The 15098-nt window shown below is 55.0% G+C and carries 15 protein-coding genes; 5 read left to right on the plus strand and 10 right to left on the minus strand.

All coding sequences use genetic code 11. The features are described from left to right. The first annotated feature begins 644 nt into the window (after positions 1-644). Both P1X16_RS20365 and P1X16_RS20370 read left to right on the plus strand, forming a co-directional pair. A complete protein-coding gene (locus P1X16_RS20365) occupies positions 645-1409 on the plus strand; it encodes an SDR family NAD(P)-dependent oxidoreductase (RefSeq protein ID WP_277233050.1) in 765 nt (254 codons plus the stop codon). Between the two features lie 77 nt (positions 1410-1486). Beyond that, positions 1487-2404 (plus strand): AraC family transcriptional regulator, encoded by a 918-nt coding sequence (locus P1X16_RS20370; protein WP_277233053.1) that lies wholly within the window; start codon positions 1487-1489, stop codon positions 2402-2404. Between the two features lie 301 nt (positions 2405-2705). Here the strand turns inward: P1X16_RS20370 and P1X16_RS20375 are convergent, their stop codons facing one another. From P1X16_RS20375 to P1X16_RS20385, 3 genes are all read right to left on the minus strand, one after another. Then, positions 2706-3044 carry an EthD domain-containing protein gene (locus P1X16_RS20375; RefSeq protein WP_277233056.1) on the minus strand — a complete coding sequence of 113 codons (339 nt, stop codon included), beginning with the start codon at positions 3042-3044 and terminating at the stop codon, positions 2706-2708. A gap of 187 nt (positions 3045-3231) precedes the next feature. After that, complete coding sequence (locus P1X16_RS20380; RefSeq protein WP_277233058.1) at positions 3232-4137, minus strand: helix-turn-helix transcriptional regulator; 906 nt, start codon at positions 4135-4137, stop codon at positions 3232-3234. A 217-nt stretch (positions 4138-4354) separates the two neighbouring features. Further along, positions 4355-4708: a helix-turn-helix domain-containing protein gene (locus P1X16_RS20385; RefSeq protein ID WP_277233061.1), complete on the minus strand. Its 354-nt coding sequence runs from the start codon at positions 4706-4708 to the stop codon at positions 4355-4357. A gap of 109 nt (positions 4709-4817) precedes the next feature. Between P1X16_RS20385 and P1X16_RS20390 the strand changes: the two genes are divergently transcribed. The 3 genes from P1X16_RS20390 to P1X16_RS20400 all read left to right on the plus strand — a co-directional run bounded on the left by P1X16_RS20390 (position 4818) and on the right by P1X16_RS20400 (position 7605). Continuing rightward, positions 4818-5558 carry an SDR family oxidoreductase gene (locus P1X16_RS20390; protein WP_277233063.1) on the plus strand — a complete coding sequence of 247 codons (741 nt, stop codon included), beginning with the start codon at positions 4818-4820 and terminating at the stop codon, positions 5556-5558. Positions 5559-5788: 230 nt separating this feature from the next. Then, the gene (locus P1X16_RS20395; protein ID WP_277233065.1) at positions 5789-6718 is read left to right on the plus strand and encodes a helix-turn-helix domain-containing protein; all 930 of its coding nucleotides are present in this window, start codon (positions 5789-5791) and stop codon (positions 6716-6718) included. Positions 6719-6819: 101 nt separating this feature from the next. Beyond that, positions 6820-7605, plus strand: coding sequence for an SDR family NAD(P)-dependent oxidoreductase (locus P1X16_RS20400; protein WP_277233068.1), 786 nt, complete (start codon positions 6820-6822; stop codon positions 7603-7605). A gap of 31 nt (positions 7606-7636) precedes the next feature. Here P1X16_RS20400 and P1X16_RS20405 read toward each other — a convergent pair whose 3' ends face one another. The 7 genes from P1X16_RS20405 to P1X16_RS20435 form a co-directional block, all read right to left on the minus strand. After that, entirely contained in the window at positions 7637-7861 is a 225-nt protein-coding gene (locus P1X16_RS20405; protein ID WP_277233070.1) for a hypothetical protein, read from the minus strand. 90 nt (positions 7862-7951) lie between these two features. Then, positions 7952-8671, minus strand: a complete 720-nt coding sequence (locus P1X16_RS20410) for a head GIN domain-containing protein (protein WP_277233073.1) — start codon at positions 8669-8671, stop codon at positions 7952-7954. 43 nt (positions 8672-8714) lie between these two features. Further along, the gene (locus tag P1X16_RS20415; RefSeq protein WP_277233076.1) at positions 8715-9734 is read right to left on the minus strand and encodes a S41 family peptidase; all 1020 of its coding nucleotides are present in this window, start codon (positions 9732-9734) and stop codon (positions 8715-8717) included. Between the two features lie 2 nt (positions 9735-9736). Beyond that, positions 9737-10552, minus strand: coding sequence for a hypothetical protein (locus P1X16_RS20420; protein WP_277233077.1), 816 nt, complete (start codon positions 10550-10552; stop codon positions 9737-9739). Positions 10553-11591: 1039 nt separating this feature from the next. After that, complete coding sequence (locus tag P1X16_RS20425) at positions 11592-12386, minus strand: SDR family oxidoreductase (protein WP_277233080.1); 795 nt, start codon at positions 12384-12386, stop codon at positions 11592-11594. Positions 12387-12573: 187 nt separating this feature from the next. After that, positions 12574-13455 carry a helix-turn-helix domain-containing protein gene (locus P1X16_RS20430; RefSeq protein WP_277233083.1) on the minus strand — a complete coding sequence of 294 codons (882 nt, stop codon included), beginning with the start codon at positions 13453-13455 and terminating at the stop codon, positions 12574-12576. 753 nt (positions 13456-14208) lie between these two features. Further along, positions 14209-15003: a Fic family protein gene (locus P1X16_RS20435; protein ID WP_277233086.1), complete on the minus strand. Its 795-nt coding sequence runs from the start codon at positions 15001-15003 to the stop codon at positions 14209-14211. Between the last annotated feature and the right edge of the window lie 95 nt (positions 15004-15098).

Below are 15098 nucleotides of genomic sequence, written 5' to 3' on the forward strand. Positions count from 1 at the left end.
CTGACCCGACGCGCGCTGAAGCGTCCAACGAACGAGGAGGCCCTGCTGCGGCAGAGGGGCACCGTTTTGAACCGCCTGCCCGGAACGAGGGGCCAGTCCAGCTACGGGCGGATGCCGAAAAGCGGAAAAGGGTCTGCTGCCTCGGGCGGCAGACCCTTTTTTTTCTCAGGGGGCCCTGCGACCAACTCGCGATTTATAATTCAACTTGAGGAGCTGGCAGGTGCGGGCCCTTTTACCCAGTGAGCACCTTCCAAGTGAATCTGCAGAAAAGGTTCCTGCTAGGCCACTAACAAGCTACTCTGTGTGTACACACAAGAGCTCTTTACTTGATATAATTCAACTTCTCGGACTACCGTAAGCCTGATTTTAGCAATCCATCGGCACTGCGCTGAGGTTAGTTCAGAGAAAAGAGGCCTAGACCATTCGTGACGTATGGTCATCCGATTGAGATTGTCCCGAATCGCCCCCCCTCCTGCACCTGGATGGAATCCGGAAACGCAAAGTACTCGCGCAGTTGGGCAGCGTCGAGGGGTTCTGTAAAGGTGTAATCCTGACTTCCTCATTTTGGCTAACTCTTTCCTCGATTAGCCTAATTAAGGCCAATAGCCTCTGGTAACCTTTGTGTTTCAACTAAAAAGCAACACATGAAAGCGCAACATGGTCAAGCAACCCGTATTGCCCTCGTAACGGGGGCAAATCAAGGCATCGGCTTACAAGTCGCAAAAGAACTGGTGGCAAACGGGTACACCGTTCTGGTGGGTTCTCGAAATCTTACAAAGGGGGAAGAGGCAGCAACGGGTATTGGGGCTGGTGCAATCCCCATCCAGTTGGATGTGACCAATTCGACGTCAATAGCCAAGGCAGCCGAACGAATTCATACAGAATATGGCAGAATCGACGTACTAGTGAACAATGCGGGAATCTCACAGGCCGGAAGAGCGAACCGAACCTTTGAAGAGGCTACCAACGAGGCCCGGGCAAGTATGGCTTCCCTTGAGGAAGTGAAAGCCATATGGGAGACCAATGTCTTTGGGGTTATCGCCGTGACCCAGGCGATGCTGCCCTTCCTCAAGGAATCTGCTGCCGGACGAATCATCAATGTATCCAGTGCGTTGGGTTCCCTGAATCTAAATGCAGATCCCACGTATCCTTATCGGGCTATTTTTGGAGTGGGGTATGCCGCCTCTAAAACGGCCCTTAATGCCGTTACCTTGAGCTTTGCTATTGAATTAGAAACGTCAACTATCACGGTCAATGCGGCAAGTCCCGGTTTCCCGGCCACCGCTCTCAACAATTTTCAAGGTACGGAGACGATAGAAGTGGCGGCTCGTAACATTGTTCGTGCGGCGCTGGACGAAAGTGGTGTAACCGGTACATTCACCGGTTCTGATGGTGCCTTACCTTGGTAAATAAAAAAGGCATAAATAAAAAGCAAATCTACCCTGGAACGCGTAAGTTCCTAGTTAGATTTTTATTGAAATGAAAGATGAAAAAGGAAGAGCGTCCCTATCATAAATTTAATTCTTTATCCGAAGCCCATCGGGCGTTTGGCTTGCCTAAACCGCAGCACCCGTTGATAAGCTTAATTGACAATACAAGTAATCAAATCGATTTAAATACGCTACCTAACTCGATTATTCTGAATTTTTACAAGATATCATACAAAATAAAGCTGACTGGAAGCGTAAAATATGGGCAAGGGTCTTATGACTTCGATGAAGGTGGTTTATTATTTGCTGCGCCTGAACAGGTAATTGGGATAGCAGATGAAGCCGACGGCCATAGAGGGTATTCCTTGTTTATCAGTCCGGAATTTTTACTGCACCATCCTTTAGCAAAAAAAATCAAACAGTATGGCTTTTTCTCTTATTCTGTCAACGAAGCCTTGCATCTTTCCGACCAGGAAAAGTCAACAATAGACGCCATATTCAAGCTAATTGAAGAAGAGCTCAACAGCCGGATTGATGATTTCAGCCAGGAAGTACTTATTTCACAGATTGAATTGCTTTTAAATTGCTGCAACAGGTTTTACAAAAGACAATTCATCACCCGTAAAGCTGTAAATAATGACTTATTACAAGCACTGGAAGATATTTTAGAAGAATGTTTTAGCGCGAACGGACCCCTTACCCAAGGGTTACCAACGGTACACTTTCTTGCTGAAAAATTAAATATTTCATCCAGCTACTTGAGTGATATGTTACGAAGCCTTACGGGACAAAATGCGCAACAACACATCCACAACAAACTAATTGAAAAGGCAAAAGTAAAAATATCAACTACTAATTTAACGATAAGTGAAATTGCGTATGAATTAGGTTTTGAACATCCCTCTTCATTTACTAAACTATTCAAGGCAAAAACGACTATTTCACCTTTAGAGTTTAGACAATCCTTTGTTTGATACCTGACAAGAAATGCTGAAAAGACAAGGCCGTTATGCTTCCTCCGGGGCGCATTGCTCCCCTTGAATGGGAGGCTGCGGAAGGCGACTCAGTACACTAGGCAGGTGTTGACGGCCGCCATGCCTCGTCGAAAGATAAGGATGGGGTGGGCCGTTTAGGCATGACAGGTAAACTAGATTTTAGGGGTAATTAGAGGGTGATGTTCCGTCCGCCGCCCGAAGGTGCGAAAGAAAGGGGAGCCTGGGTTGCGTAGCCAGGGGTCGGGGTACAGGAACCGACAGGCTGGCCCATCGGCCCTTGTCATCCTTCCACTACAACGAGTTCTTCGGAGACGAGTATCCCCCCTTGGGTCAGGTCGAGGAAGTTGGCATGGTCCGGGTCCACTTTGGTTTGAAAGTTTTCAGAAAAGAACAACGCGTTCAGGTCTTCCAAACTGTCAAACCACGTTTCCACTACCGCATCGTAGCTCGGCTCGCCAAACCCAGCGGCGGGAATGGGGTAAGAGACAACGAAGCGACGCATGTACCGGGCTTCGGGAAGGGCAAGCAGCAGCGGCTCATGCACGTTCCGGCGATAGTCTTTAAACTCCTGCTGGCTCATGCCGGCGCGGCGCTTCAGGGTAAGGAGCAGTTTTATCATGGCAACAAGGGGGGATCCGTCCAGAGCGGATGTTTGTAGATAAACCGAGTTAACCCGCCGCCCCGGCAGGAGCACCAAGCCCCGCTTTAGCGAAGCCTACTGCCACCAGGCGGCCTGTTTAACGACAGCAAAGGTCGGTCGATGACATAGCCGCTGTTTACCAAATTCACTCAGATACTTACCAAATTCAAAGACGCCGAAAAGTCGAGGGCGTGAGGCCGGTGTGCTTTTTAAAGAAGTAATTGAAATGCGCCGGCTCGTCAAACCCGAGGCTGTAGCCGACTTCGGCGATGTTCCAGTCCGTGTGCCGGAGCAGGGCTTTTGCTTCGCTGCTCAAGCGGGCGGCAATGTGGTCGGTGGTGGTTTTGCCGGTTGTGGCTCGCACGCAGTGGTTGAGGTGGTTGGGGTGCACGGCTAAGTGCTGGGCAAAATCGCGGGCCGAGCGCAAGGCCACCCGCTGGGTGGGGGACTCGAGGGGAAACTGCCGTTCGAGCAACGCTAAAAACCCGGCCGTGAGGCGCGCTTTGGCATCAGCCGGCGGGTAGCGGGTACCGGCCGGCCGCAGTTTAAGAGCGTAGTGCAGCAACTCCGCGGCGTAGGTCCGCAGCAGGTCGTACTTGAGCAAGTAGTCGGAGGCGAGTTCGGTTAGCATTTTCTCGAACAAGGCACTCACTTCGGCCACTTGGGGAACCGTGAGGGGGTAGATGAGCACGTTGCCGGGCCCGAAGAACGGTTGTTCGGGGAGAGTTATCCCCCCACGTTCCTGAAAGAAGTCTTGGCGAAGAATGCAAAAAAAGCCGGTTATCTCCGCGGAGAGCAGGTATCGAGTGTAGGGTAGTTGCGGAGCGAAAAACAGTAAGGCGGGGCCAAGGGCCTCGACTCGTTGGTCGGCGTAGTGATAGGCACAGTGCCCGTGGCGGAGCAGCGCGATTTTGTAGAAATCGCGGCGGCTAAACTGCACGGGCTCGGCGCCGAGGACCAGGGACTCTTCCAAGCGAAATACATTGACCTGCCCCAGGTCGGTGGGCCGGGTATCCGGGGTAGTTTGGAAGTGGTGCTGATAAAATTCGGGGAGACCCTCGGGCTTTGCCATGCGGCAAACTTACCAAATTCACCTTTTCTCGGGGGCGGGGCCGCTGGTTTGCCAGCGTCGCTTGGCCCGCTGAAATGGTTTCCAGAAGCGGCAGTCGGCCATCCAAATAAAAGATAAGCTCACCCCACCGCGAGGAAGCGGACTAAGCCGCAGTCAGAAAGGGGTGCCTTGTGGAGCCATCTCTAGTTGTCGGTAGCAGGCGGTACTTGCTAACGCTTCACTGGCCAACTATTTTTTTGTGGTGTATAACTCCCCAAGCCGCTAACCCTTCAATAATGGGTTGCAGGGTTTTGCCATGTTCGGTCAGCTCATAGGTAACGGTTATGGGTTGCGTATCTACAATAGTTCGCTTGATCACCTGGTTTATTTCCAACTCCTTCAATTCCTTGCTCAACATTCGATTGGAAATCCCGACTACATCATGCAAGATGTCGGAAAACCGTCGTTTCGTGAAACAGCAAAGAGCGGAAATAATGGCAATTTTCCATTTCCCGTTCAGCACATCCATCGAGTCCTGAACGGTTCGCATGAGGTACTTACGTCTGGTTTGAGCGTCTTCTTTTGAGGACATGGCAAGGTTACTTGGTAACACCGATGTAACGGTTATTTTTAATTACAAAGTTACTAAATAGAACAAGGGTAGTCTACTTTTGGCCCGTCAACCAACAAACTTTTTCATCATGCGTCTGAGAGGAAAAAATGCGATTATTTGTGGGGGAACCACCGGCATTGGGTTTGCGGCGGCCCAGGCCTTTATCGAGGCCGGGGCGACGGTTTGGATAACGGGCCGAGGGGAAGAGAATCTACGGGCCGCGGCGGCAAAAATCAATAGTCCCCATCTACGAACCGTAGTGGCCGACACCTCCGCGCTGGCTGGTATCGCCGCGCTGGAACAAGCCGTGCAAGAAAGCGGGGCCACTATCGATGTGCTCCTGTTGAATGCCGCCATCGTCGGCATTCAGTCAATTGAGCGGACCACGGAAGCGGAGTTTGATGCCCAATTCAACACCAACGTGAAAGGCCATTACTTTACGTTGCAGAAGCTGCTGCCTTATTTGGCGGATGGGGCCTCCGTACTGTTCACCTCTTCCGGTTCCGCCACGGCGGCCACGCTAAATACGAGCGTGTACGCGGCGACCAAAGCCGCCTTAAACAAAATTGCGCAGGTTGCCGCGAATGAGCTGGCAGGCAGAAAAATTCGCGTAAACGTGGTGAGTCCCGGGCCGGTTGCGACGGAATTAGTGTTAGCTGCCCCGGCAGAAGTGTTGACCCATTTTGCCTCCTCGACGGCCTTGCAACGACTAGGGCAGCCCGAGGAATTGGCCAAAGCCTTCTTATTCCTGGCTTCCGATGAGGCCAGCTTTATCACTGGCACGGAGCTGCTGGTAGACGGCGGTTGGGTTAACTACGCGTACAAGTAGAAACTCTGTTCTTCGGAACGTGTTAGGGAAGTAGCCAATGCTGATTAGGGCTTGCCCTATGTGTTTAACCATACCCTCTCTATTGTACAAGCTCCCACTTAAGCTCAGGAAAGCGACATGCTTTTCTTTGCTATTTCTGTAAGCTTCTAACTGCTAGGTGCCCGCAAGGAATATTAAACCAAGCAAGAAGCGAAGACAGTTATCTTTGAATTCCGCAAGTTCGCTGCCCGATGAAACCCACTTCGCTCGACCAGTTTTACCAGGAGGCAACTACTGCTCTTGATACGAAATTGCAGGCTTTGTTGCCCCCCGACATTCAAAAAGAAGTGGGGCATTTCAATGTGTTCAACATCCAGGAGTTGTTCGAGCGCCTGCGCGAGAAGCCCGTGATGCCCTACGACCGCCGGGCCTACTATAAAATCAGCTTGATTAGCGGGCGCAACCAAGCCGAATACGCCGACAAAGTAATTGCTATCGAGCGCAATGCCCTGCTCTTTGCCACACCCAAGGTGCCCTACCATTGGGTGCCGCAGGACCTGGAGCAGGCGGGGTATTTCTGCATCTTCACCGAAGCCTTTCTGCTGCCAGCCAAGAGCGGGGTGGTGCTGGACGAGTTGCCCATCTTCCAAGCCGGCGGCTACCCCGTATTTCAAGTGAGCGACGAGGAAAGCGCGGAAATCAAGGCCATCTTTCAAAAGATGCACCGGGAAATCGGCTCCAACTACGCCTACAAATATGATCTGATTCGCACGTACTTGCTGGAAATCATTCATCTCGGGCAGAAGCTGCAGCCCGTGACGGCGCTCTACCCCGCCCATACCGCTTCTGCCCGGGTATCGTCGCTGTTTATTGAACTGCTCGAGCGGCAGTTTCCCATCGAAACGCCTCGGCAGAAGCTGCAGTTGCGCACAGCCAAGGACTATGCGGACCGCCTCGCCGTGCACGTCAACCACCTCAACAAGGTGCTCAAGGAACACACTGGCCGCACCACCACCGACATCATCGGCAGCCGCGTGGTGCAGGAAGCCAAGCTGCTGCTCAAGCAAACCAACTGGAACATCTCGGAAATTTCCGACAGCCTCGGCTTTGCCGAAGTCGCTCACTTCTCCAACTTCTTCAAACGACAGACTTCCTTTTCACCTTTGGCCTTTCGAGCGTAGAGCCATTAGATGTGAATTTCGCAAAAGATGGATTGCGGAACGCAAACACTCCGCGGTGTTCTAGGGGGACCTTTGCCCGGTCATTATTTCTCTAGAAACTCATGGACGTACGTCAGAACACTATTCTCATTACCGGCGGTACCAGCGGCTTCGGCTACGCGTTTGCGGCTCGCTTACTGGAGTTGGGCAACACCGTGCTTATCACGGGCCGCAACCAAGCCAAGCTCGACGAAACCAAACGTCGTCTGCCCGGCGTGCATACCTTCCGAAGCGACGTAAGCGACCCGGAAGCGATAGCGCGTCTCTACCAGCAGGTAGTCAGTGAATTTCCGGCCCTCAACGTGCTCATCAACAATGCCGGGGAGATGCGCAAGCTCAATCTACAAGATCCGACGCTGGATTTGCGCGACCTCACCCGGGAGGTAGACATCAACCTGGTGGGTCCCATTCGCATGGTGCAGCAATTCCTACCGCACCTGAAAACCAAAAAGACGGCGGCCCTGCTGAACGTGACGTCCGGGCTGGCCATGACCCCATTTCCGCTGGCGCCGATTTATAGCGGCACCAAAGCGGGGCTGCGCGCTTACACCAAAGCTTTGCGGGTACAACTGCAACACACGCCGGTCAAGGTATTTGAACTGGTAGCGCCCGCCGCCAAAACGCCCCTAGCCGATCCGTTTGCCGGCGTGATGGCCGAGAGCATGCTCATGGCTCCGGACAAGGTGGTTGCGCAAGCCATCGAGGGGCTGCAGCACGATCGGCTGGAAATCTATCCCGGCCTGTCGCGCATCTTGCGCTACATGAGCCGTCTAGCCCCGGGGGTACTGCTCAAGCAAATGAGCAAGGGCGTAACCGAAGCGTTTGCCCAGCCCCGGGTGAAGGCCTAAGCGCGCTACGTTTCTTCCTCTATCCTCCCTGTCATGGCCCGGCTGCCCAGGCCATTAGGGTGAAATGGGATTGGCGGAACTGTGCTGCACGTGAAAAACCGGCAGGTGATTGAGCCGCCAGTAAGCTAAAAGCATAGCGGCCTTTTGTTCGGCGGTAGAATGGTTGCGCTCGTTTCCCCAGATAGGCTAGATCCTGGAAGTTTTTCTGGATATCGATGAGCAACAAAGCAGGGCCGTTTTTTCGATTGAGGGCCATACATGTCAGGTTGAAAAGTACATTCAACTGATTGGCACAACCCATTTTAATGAAGAAGCATAAGAAGGGTGACTTGAGTAAGTGAGAGTTCTAGTTGGCATCGATTAGCTGGCCGGCGCCGCTTACCTGCGAGTTAATCTGGGGCTGACCTTGGTAGCGGACTTTGCTACCCCCGCTGATGCGGGCAGTCAACCGCCTTGCAACGCGGATGCGGGCCTCGCCCGCGCCGGAAACGGTGACGTCAGTGGTCTGCGTCGCGAGGTCGAAGGCTCGCAGCTGGCCCGCCCCGCTTAAATTTACCGTTTGTTCGGCCGCGGTGCCGTGCAACGTAACCTGGCCGGCTCCGGAGATGGTGGTGAACACGCTGCCTATTTCCTGACAAGCCAGCGTGACGTGACTCGCGCCCGAGGTTTCAATGTGCAACTGATTGCCGGTCCAGGCCGAGGAACTGGCAACCTGCGCAACCGATGAAGCCCCCAAACTAGTGAGCATGGGCGTGGTCAGGTACACTTTTACCGGCTCGTGCTTGCCCAGCCGGACCCGGTCGAAGTCGATGGCGAGCCGCTTGCCTATCACCTGCGTACGCAGCACGTTCAACACGTTGCGCTGGCCTTCCACGCGCAGCTCCGGCTGATTGCCTTGCGTCAAAGCTAGGTCGATGGCGCCGCTTACTTCTACGCTTTCCACTGGGCCAACTACCCGGGTCTCACTTACCACGGGTCCTTCGCCCTTTACTTTAGGGCCGATATTATCCCGGTCGCAGCCCACTAGGAATAGGGCCGCGAATAAGAGCGTGCACAGACGTTTCATAGCCTCAGAAAACAAAAATCAAGGTTGCAAAAAGGAGAGTAGCTTATTGCGCTAGTTGCAGCGCGCGTTCAAGTATAAGGTCGTGGCCGGCCGCCAGATCGGCGGCGGTGTTGGCTACGGCCACATCGGGTGTCAGGCCGCGGCCTTCCCAACTCACGCCGTTGTGGTCGCGGTACTCGCCCACCGACACGGTGAAACGCCAGCCGTTGGGCATGTCGCGCTCCACCCGGTCGGAGAAGGCGCCGTAGGTGGCAATCCCCACTTGGCGCACGTGAGGCAATCGTTTCAGGGCCAGCGTAAAGGTTTCGCCGGCGCTGAAGGTGTCGTCGGAAGTGAGCAGGATGATGGGGTTGGTGTACTGCCGCGAGCCGGTGGGCTGCACGTACCATTCCTGCCAGGCCGTGAACTGGTTGTGCAACGGCCCGTTGCGCTTGCGCGACTTCATGTAGAGGCGCCGCTGGTCGGCGAAGCGGCCCGCCACGTACTGACCTAGCTCGTCGCGCCCGCCGGAGTTGTCGCGGATGTCGAGCACCAGCGCTTTAGTGCCCTGTAAGTCCCGGAGGATGTTGTCGAGGTTTTGCTGGTAATTCCGGTAGTCTTCATCCAGCCCTGACAGGTAGAGGTAGCCCACGTTGCCCGGCAGTTTGCCGTAGGTGATGGTCGGAGAAGCCAGGTGGCTTTCGGTGAGGTAGCGTGCCTTGATCAGCGCCAGGCTGGTGTGGTTGAGCGCCGGCCCGCGGCTCTGGCCCGACACGTAGCGCGGGTACTGCGCTTCGGTCGGGGACAAGCTCACGTGCCCGTCGTTGAGTTCGTCCAGCATGTGCGTTAGCACCCGGTACAAGTCCGCGTTGTCGGATTGCGGCGTGAGCTGCGGGCGGTAGTTGCGCTGCACGGCCAGCCAGTCCACGGCCTTCACCTCGAAGCCGCCGTAGAGCTGATCGAACTCCTGCCAGACAAATTTGAAGTTGGTTTGGGCCGTAGCGGTGGGCTCGACCTCTAGAGTTTCGCAGGAGGAAAAAGTGCCCAGCGCTAGCATACAAGAAAGAATAAGTGTTTTCTTCATGGTTAAAAAGTGAGCCGCAGAGCTAAGTTCAGGCTATGCGAAAGGGTGGTGAGCGGCCGAGGATCGGGGTGCCGCAGCAAATTGAAATCATAGCCGAGGCCCGCCTGCCAATGCGTACCAAAAGCATGTGTGGCCGCTAGCGTCAGAGCGGCTTGCTGCAAGCGGTGCCCGCCTTCGAGCTGGGTGTTGTGGCGGTAGAAAGCCTTGAGTTGGCGGGTTTCCTCGGGCCGCGAAAGGGAACTGTGCCAGGGCAGCCGCGTGATAAGACCAGCCAGCGCGTACTGGCCCTGCGCTTCCAGCACCATTTTCGAACCCAGCGCGTAGCGCAGCTGGGCCACCACCGGCACCGACGTGATGCTGGTCATGCTCGCGTGTGGCTCGCTCTGCGGGTAGTGCAGCAGCTGTTGCAGGCCGCCGCCAACCAGCACTTCACCGGCTTCAAAAGTCGCGAAGCGCCGCAGGTAGTGTACCTGCCCACTGGCCGTCGTGAGGTTGTCGCGTAAGGGTACGGGCGTATCGCCGAAGTATACCATCCGGTCGGGATAGGCTTTGGCGTAAAACGCACCGTGGGCGGCACGGGCGCCCACAAACCACTCGCTTTGGAAGGTGCGGTGCTGATAAGAAACGCCTACTTGCGCGAGCTGCCCTTGGTAAGCAAGCGGACTGGCGTTGCGGTCGTGCACGGTGTGCAGCACGGCGCCGGTGTGCAGCGTGAGCGTATGGTGGCTCGTTGGGGCCAGACCCTGGGCACCCGCGGCCCCCGGGGCCACGAGCGAGCTTAAGGCCACTAGCCTGAGAGCACTCAAAGTTGAATTCATAGTTGGAGAAAAGGGATCTATCTAGCTGTTAGTTAACTAGGTGCAAAGCTAGAGTGCCCCTCCTCGCCCAACTTTCGCCAACGGGATTCTAACTTTTCCCGGACGGATTTTCGCGGCGCATTTAAAAAGCCTTCCTCGGCAAAGAGCCGCCTTAAATATTAAAAAGCCCCGGCATAATGTACCGGGGCTTGCAGTAAACTATAGCTGACTTGATAAAGGGCGAGCCGTTGAGGCATTGCTCTAAAGAAGCAGCGAAATGCGCATGTTTACTGTTTGTCGTTGTCGAAGTACCCTAGCAGAAAACGTCAGCCACAAGCAGCCAGCTTTTCCACGGGTGGGCTAGCTCTGGTATTCTTTGTGGAGCTTGCGGATCAAACGTATCTGGCTCCGGTGGTAGATTTCGTCTTCGATCAGGTGAAACAGAACCCAAGCTAAGGTGCACCCTATATTCGCTTGATACCCCTCGATTCGTTTTGTGAAGTCTTCGAACGTGAGGGCCCGCACTGCCTGCACTGGTAATTGCCGGGATGCCATCAAGGAGGCTTGGTAAACGTTGATCAGCTGACCATACGCCACGCAATATCTGTTGCAACTGGCAGTGGAAGAGATGTAGTAGCAGATCAACCAGCGGTATAGATCAGTGCCTTGGCCTTGATAGCACAAAGTTGGGGGCCTAGGCAGGGTTACTGTATTAATAGCTGCTCTAATTCAGTTAACGGTGAAATTTCTTTGCGAAAGGCCGAGCAGCCGGCGTTAAGGCGCCACGCGCAAGGCGCATGTTCGGATAACTATCGAATTGGCCTAGCGCAATATGCCAAACAACGTGGCAGGTTTTAGCAAGAGGTAAATGAATTAGACAATAATAACTCCAAATGTTGCTATTAGGCGCGAGAAATAATTCTAGTATTTACAATAAATCGCTGACTTAGCGGAAAACTATGTTCAACTAAACCAGCGGTTTTATGCCCCGCTGGCTGACTGTCTCCCGTTTACAGCAGGGGCGCCGGGTACCCCTGCTGCGGGCATTCCTTACGCAACTTTACACCACGGGCACAGTACCCCCGTCAATCAAATAGTTGGCGCCGGTCAAGTAGGACGCGGCGGGGGAAACCAGAAAATGAACCAGCGACGCAATTTCTTCCGGCTCCGCCATGCGCCCCATGGGGATGCCGCCCGCTTGCGCTGCCATTTGCTGAAAGGCTTCCTCTGCGCTCAGGCCGGCAGTGGCCGCAACTTTCTGAACGAGTCCCTGCATCAGGGGCGTGTTGGTCGCCCCGGGCGAAACGGTCAGCACGCGTACGCCGTGGGGGGCCAGTTCATTTGAGAGGGCTTTGCTATAGGCATTGAGCCCTGCTTTGGAGACGGCATAGGCCAAATTGTGAGACCACACGGGCTTCACCCCCGCCACCGACGAAATGTGAATAATCACCCCGCTTTTCTGCGCCAGCATGTGGGGTACGAGCGCGCGGTCCAGCCGAATGGTCGCCAGCAAGTTAAATTGCAATTCCTGCTCCCAATCCTGGTCCGTTAAGCGACTAAAGCCCCCCCCGGGCGCCGTCACGCCCCCCATATTGTCGACTAGGATATCCAGGCCGCCATACGTGTCGTGGATGGCTTGGGCCAGCTGGTCTACCTGCTCCGGCTTGGTTAGATCGGCTTCGAGGAACTGATGAGCCGAACGGGTCTCTGCCGGCTGCTGACGGGCGGTGATGATCACATGGGCGCCGGCCTGGCTTAATTTGTCGGCAATGGCCTTGCCAATGCCTTTGGTGCCGCCCGTGACCAACGCCGTTTTCCCGGCTAGGTCGTGGTACTGCTGGTGGTTGCTTTCCATCTGACTCCTTGTTCTGAATGATAAACTACAGACGCAAAGGTCCGGGCTTACTCCCACGGGCAGGTAACTGAAATCAATCGAAAAAGTATACAAAACAGGCCAGCACTACCCCTTCCCGACCGCCACCGCCACCTCAACCCAACCGGCTCTGGTGCGCCGACGGGTCAGCGGGAACCGCGCGCCTGGCCTAGACCTTGCGGCGCAGGGACAGGGGCGTACGGCCGGTGTGCTTCTTAAAAAAGGTATTGAAGTAGGTCGGGTACTCGAAGCCGAGGCAATAGGCAATGCTGGCCACGCTCCAGTCGGTGTGGTGCAGCAGCGCCTTGGCCTCGTCCAGGATGCGGCCGGCAATGTGGGCACTCGTCGGCTTGCCCGTCACCTGCTTGACGGCTTTGTTGAGGTGATTGACCTGCACGGCCAACCGGTCGGCAAATTCCTGCGGCGTTTTGAGGGCCAGCTGCTGCGTCGGCAGCTCGATTGGAAACTGGCGCTCGAGCCGTTCCAGAAACAGCGAGGTCAGGCGGGTCGCCGCGTTCTGCGGCAGCCAAACCGGATTTGCCGGCTGCAGGTGCAGCGCCTCGTGCAGGAGTAAGTGCACATAGGTGCGAATCAGGTCGCCCTTGAAGGGATAGTCGCCGGCCTGTTCGGTTAGCATCTTGTCAAAGATGCCCCTGACGTAGTCCGCTTGGGAGGCCGGGAGTTTAAAGAGCGGGGGGCTGCCAAGGCGAAACAGGGGCGACTGCTGCAAGCTTTCCGACCGGTCAGCAACTTTGACAAACTCCTCGGTAAACAAGCAGGCGTAGGCGTGCAGCCGGTCCGAGCGCAACTCCAGCGAATAGGGAATATGCGGATTGGTAAAGAACAGGTACGGCCCGTCGAGCTCCACGCGTTGGTGGGCGTAGTGAAGCCGACACTGGCTCTCCAGCAAGAGCACTTTATAGTAGTCGCGCCGGCTGAAGATCTGCGCCGCCAGCCGGAGCTGATCCGCCGACTGCAGCGTCAGGTTTTTCTCGTACACCTTGAAGCCTTTCAACTGTAAGTCAACGAGAGAAGAGAGGGTGGTGCTCATGCGGTACAAGTACAGAAAGGGTTAGGTGGAGGTTGTTAAACAACTCGGGCAACCTCTCCGGCTCCGGTATGGTCTCGTTTGTTTTCCCATCTTACGGCCTTGTTAAACAAGCATTAACCTGCTTAACAGTCCAGCTAGTGGGTAAACATTCGTTTGCGCTATTCTCTGTTACCGGTGTTAAGGGACGTGTAAAACTATCGTCCCTCCTTACGCTGACAGGGCATGGCAGCCTATCAGCAGCGTTCACGCTACCTGATCACCGAGTCGGAGGATTTCCCTCTTTATTCCCCAACTCCCTACCTCGCTCACTTAGCCGTGCCCCCTGGGAGGGCCGCCAATGCCCCCAGCGCTTTGCGCAGGCTGATGTCTACTCACTGAAAGACCTCCCAGAAGGTCAGAAAGGTAGGGCCAATAAACTAAATCCCGTTCTCTTTATGGCCCTACTTCCTAACTCCAGTTGATTCAGAAGAGCAGTCCAAGAAGCGAAACGTGAAAATTGATAACCTTGGAGTTCTGCCCCTACTAGGCCGCTGGTGAGCGAGCAGTATGGAAGCCACGCCAGTACCGCTTGTCCCCGATCTTTTGGGCAGCCCAAACAGGTGATGCATGCTAGCTGGCAGTAGTGCCGAAGTGATAGCACTACCCTGTCGGTGCCAACTGATTCTATGACCCGACAAGCCGTCTCTTCGCCCAAAAAAAACGCACTAATAGCTGGATAACAAGCCGGATTTTGAAACATATAGCCCTTATGCGTTACCCATAGTCGAACGCCTTGAGGTGAGGCTCAAACACGAAAATGCGGTTGCGACTTAGGCCGGTAATTTCTTTGAGGTAGCCCTGCTCTCGCAGCCGGGCCACTAGCTGGTTGGCTGCCCTGTAGCTGAGCTCGCAAGTAAGGGCAGCCTGCTCGACGGTAGTAACGGGTTTGGCAAACAGGGCTTGCAGCAGGCGCAGCGCGGCGGGCGCCCGCGTGCTGAAAGTGTCGTGAATAACCCGCTCCATGGTCAGCTTTAGAGTCAAGAAGGTCGAAAGGGTCTGCACGGCCTGGGCGGCGGTTTGCTCGATGCCAACCAAAAAGTATTTAAGCCACTGCACCAAGTCGCTTTTCTGGCGTACGAGCGTCAGATTGTCGTAATAAAGGTTTTTGTTTTTCTCGAAGTAGGCCGATAGATAAAGCAGGGGCTGGTTCAGGATGCCTTCGCTTACAAGGTAGAGAGTGATGAGCAAGCGCCCGATGCAGCCATTGCCGTCGAGAAACGGGTGAATGGTTCTGAACTGGTAGTGCGCCATGCCAATGCGGATAAGCGCCGGCACGTGGATGTCGTCGTTGTGCAGGAAGTTCTCCAAGTCGCCCATGCGTTCCGCTACCAACTTGTCGTGGGGCGGGATGAAAGCGGCATCCGCCAAGCTGTTGCCCCCAATCCACTTTTGGCTCCGCCTTAACTCGCCCGGCTGCTTATGCTCGTTATACTCGCCGCGTCCGCTGCTGAGCAGCGTCAGGTGGGTCTGGCGCAGCAGACGCGAAGAGATGGGGAGGGCAAGCAGCAACTTACCCGCGGCGCTATTCTGGCATGACCGACGTCCTTATAAAATCCTTCCTAAAGCTCGCTGCAACCGTGCCGGAGAACCCAGAAGACAAGCCT

It is taken from the genome of Hymenobacter sp. YC55 (genome assembly GCF_029433095.1).
Classification (GTDB): domain Bacteria; phylum Bacteroidota; class Bacteroidia; order Cytophagales; family Hymenobacteraceae; genus Hymenobacter.

Bases quoted from the DNA above. Each gene is read 5' to 3' on its own strand.
- P1X16_RS20390 (WP_277233063.1), top strand. From the start codon at position 4,818: ATGCGTCTGAGAGGAAAAAATGCGATTATTTGTGGGGGAACCACCGGC.
- P1X16_RS20380 (WP_277233058.1), bottom strand. From the start codon at position 4,137: ATGGCAAAGCCCGAGGGTCTCCCCGAATTTTATCAGCACCACTTCCAA.
- P1X16_RS20430 (WP_277233083.1), bottom strand. From the start codon at position 13,455: ATGAGCACCACCCTCTCTTCTCTCGTTGACTTACAGTTGAAAGGCTTC.
- P1X16_RS20425 (WP_277233080.1), bottom strand. From the start codon at position 12,386: ATGGAAAGCAACCACCAGCAGTACCACGACCTAGCCGGGAAAACGGCG.
- P1X16_RS20365 (WP_277233050.1), top strand. From the start codon at position 645: ATGAAAGCGCAACATGGTCAAGCAACCCGTATTGCCCTCGTAACGGGG.
- P1X16_RS20400 (WP_277233068.1), top strand. From the start codon at position 6,820: ATGGACGTACGTCAGAACACTATTCTCATTACCGGCGGTACCAGCGGC.
- P1X16_RS20375 (WP_277233056.1), bottom strand. From the start codon at position 3,044: ATGATAAAACTGCTCCTTACCCTGAAGCGCCGCGCCGGCATGAGCCAG.
- P1X16_RS20395 (WP_277233065.1), top strand. From the start codon at position 5,789: ATGAAACCCACTTCGCTCGACCAGTTTTACCAGGAGGCAACTACTGCT.
- P1X16_RS20410 (WP_277233073.1), bottom strand. From the start codon at position 8,671: ATGAAACGTCTGTGCACGCTCTTATTCGCGGCCCTATTCCTAGTGGGC.
- P1X16_RS20405 (WP_277233070.1), bottom strand. From the start codon at position 7,861: ATGGCCCTCAATCGAAAAAACGGCCCTGCTTTGTTGCTCATCGATATC.
- P1X16_RS20420 (WP_277233077.1), bottom strand. From the start codon at position 10,552: ATGAATTCAACTTTGAGTGCTCTCAGGCTAGTGGCCTTAAGCTCGCTC.
- P1X16_RS20385 (WP_277233061.1), bottom strand. From the start codon at position 4,708: ATGTCCTCAAAAGAAGACGCTCAAACCAGACGTAAGTACCTCATGCGA.
- P1X16_RS20370 (WP_277233053.1), top strand. From the start codon at position 1,487: ATGAAAAAGGAAGAGCGTCCCTATCATAAATTTAATTCTTTATCCGAA.
- P1X16_RS20415 (WP_277233076.1), bottom strand. From the start codon at position 9,734: ATGAAGAAAACACTTATTCTTTCTTGTATGCTAGCGCTGGGCACTTTT.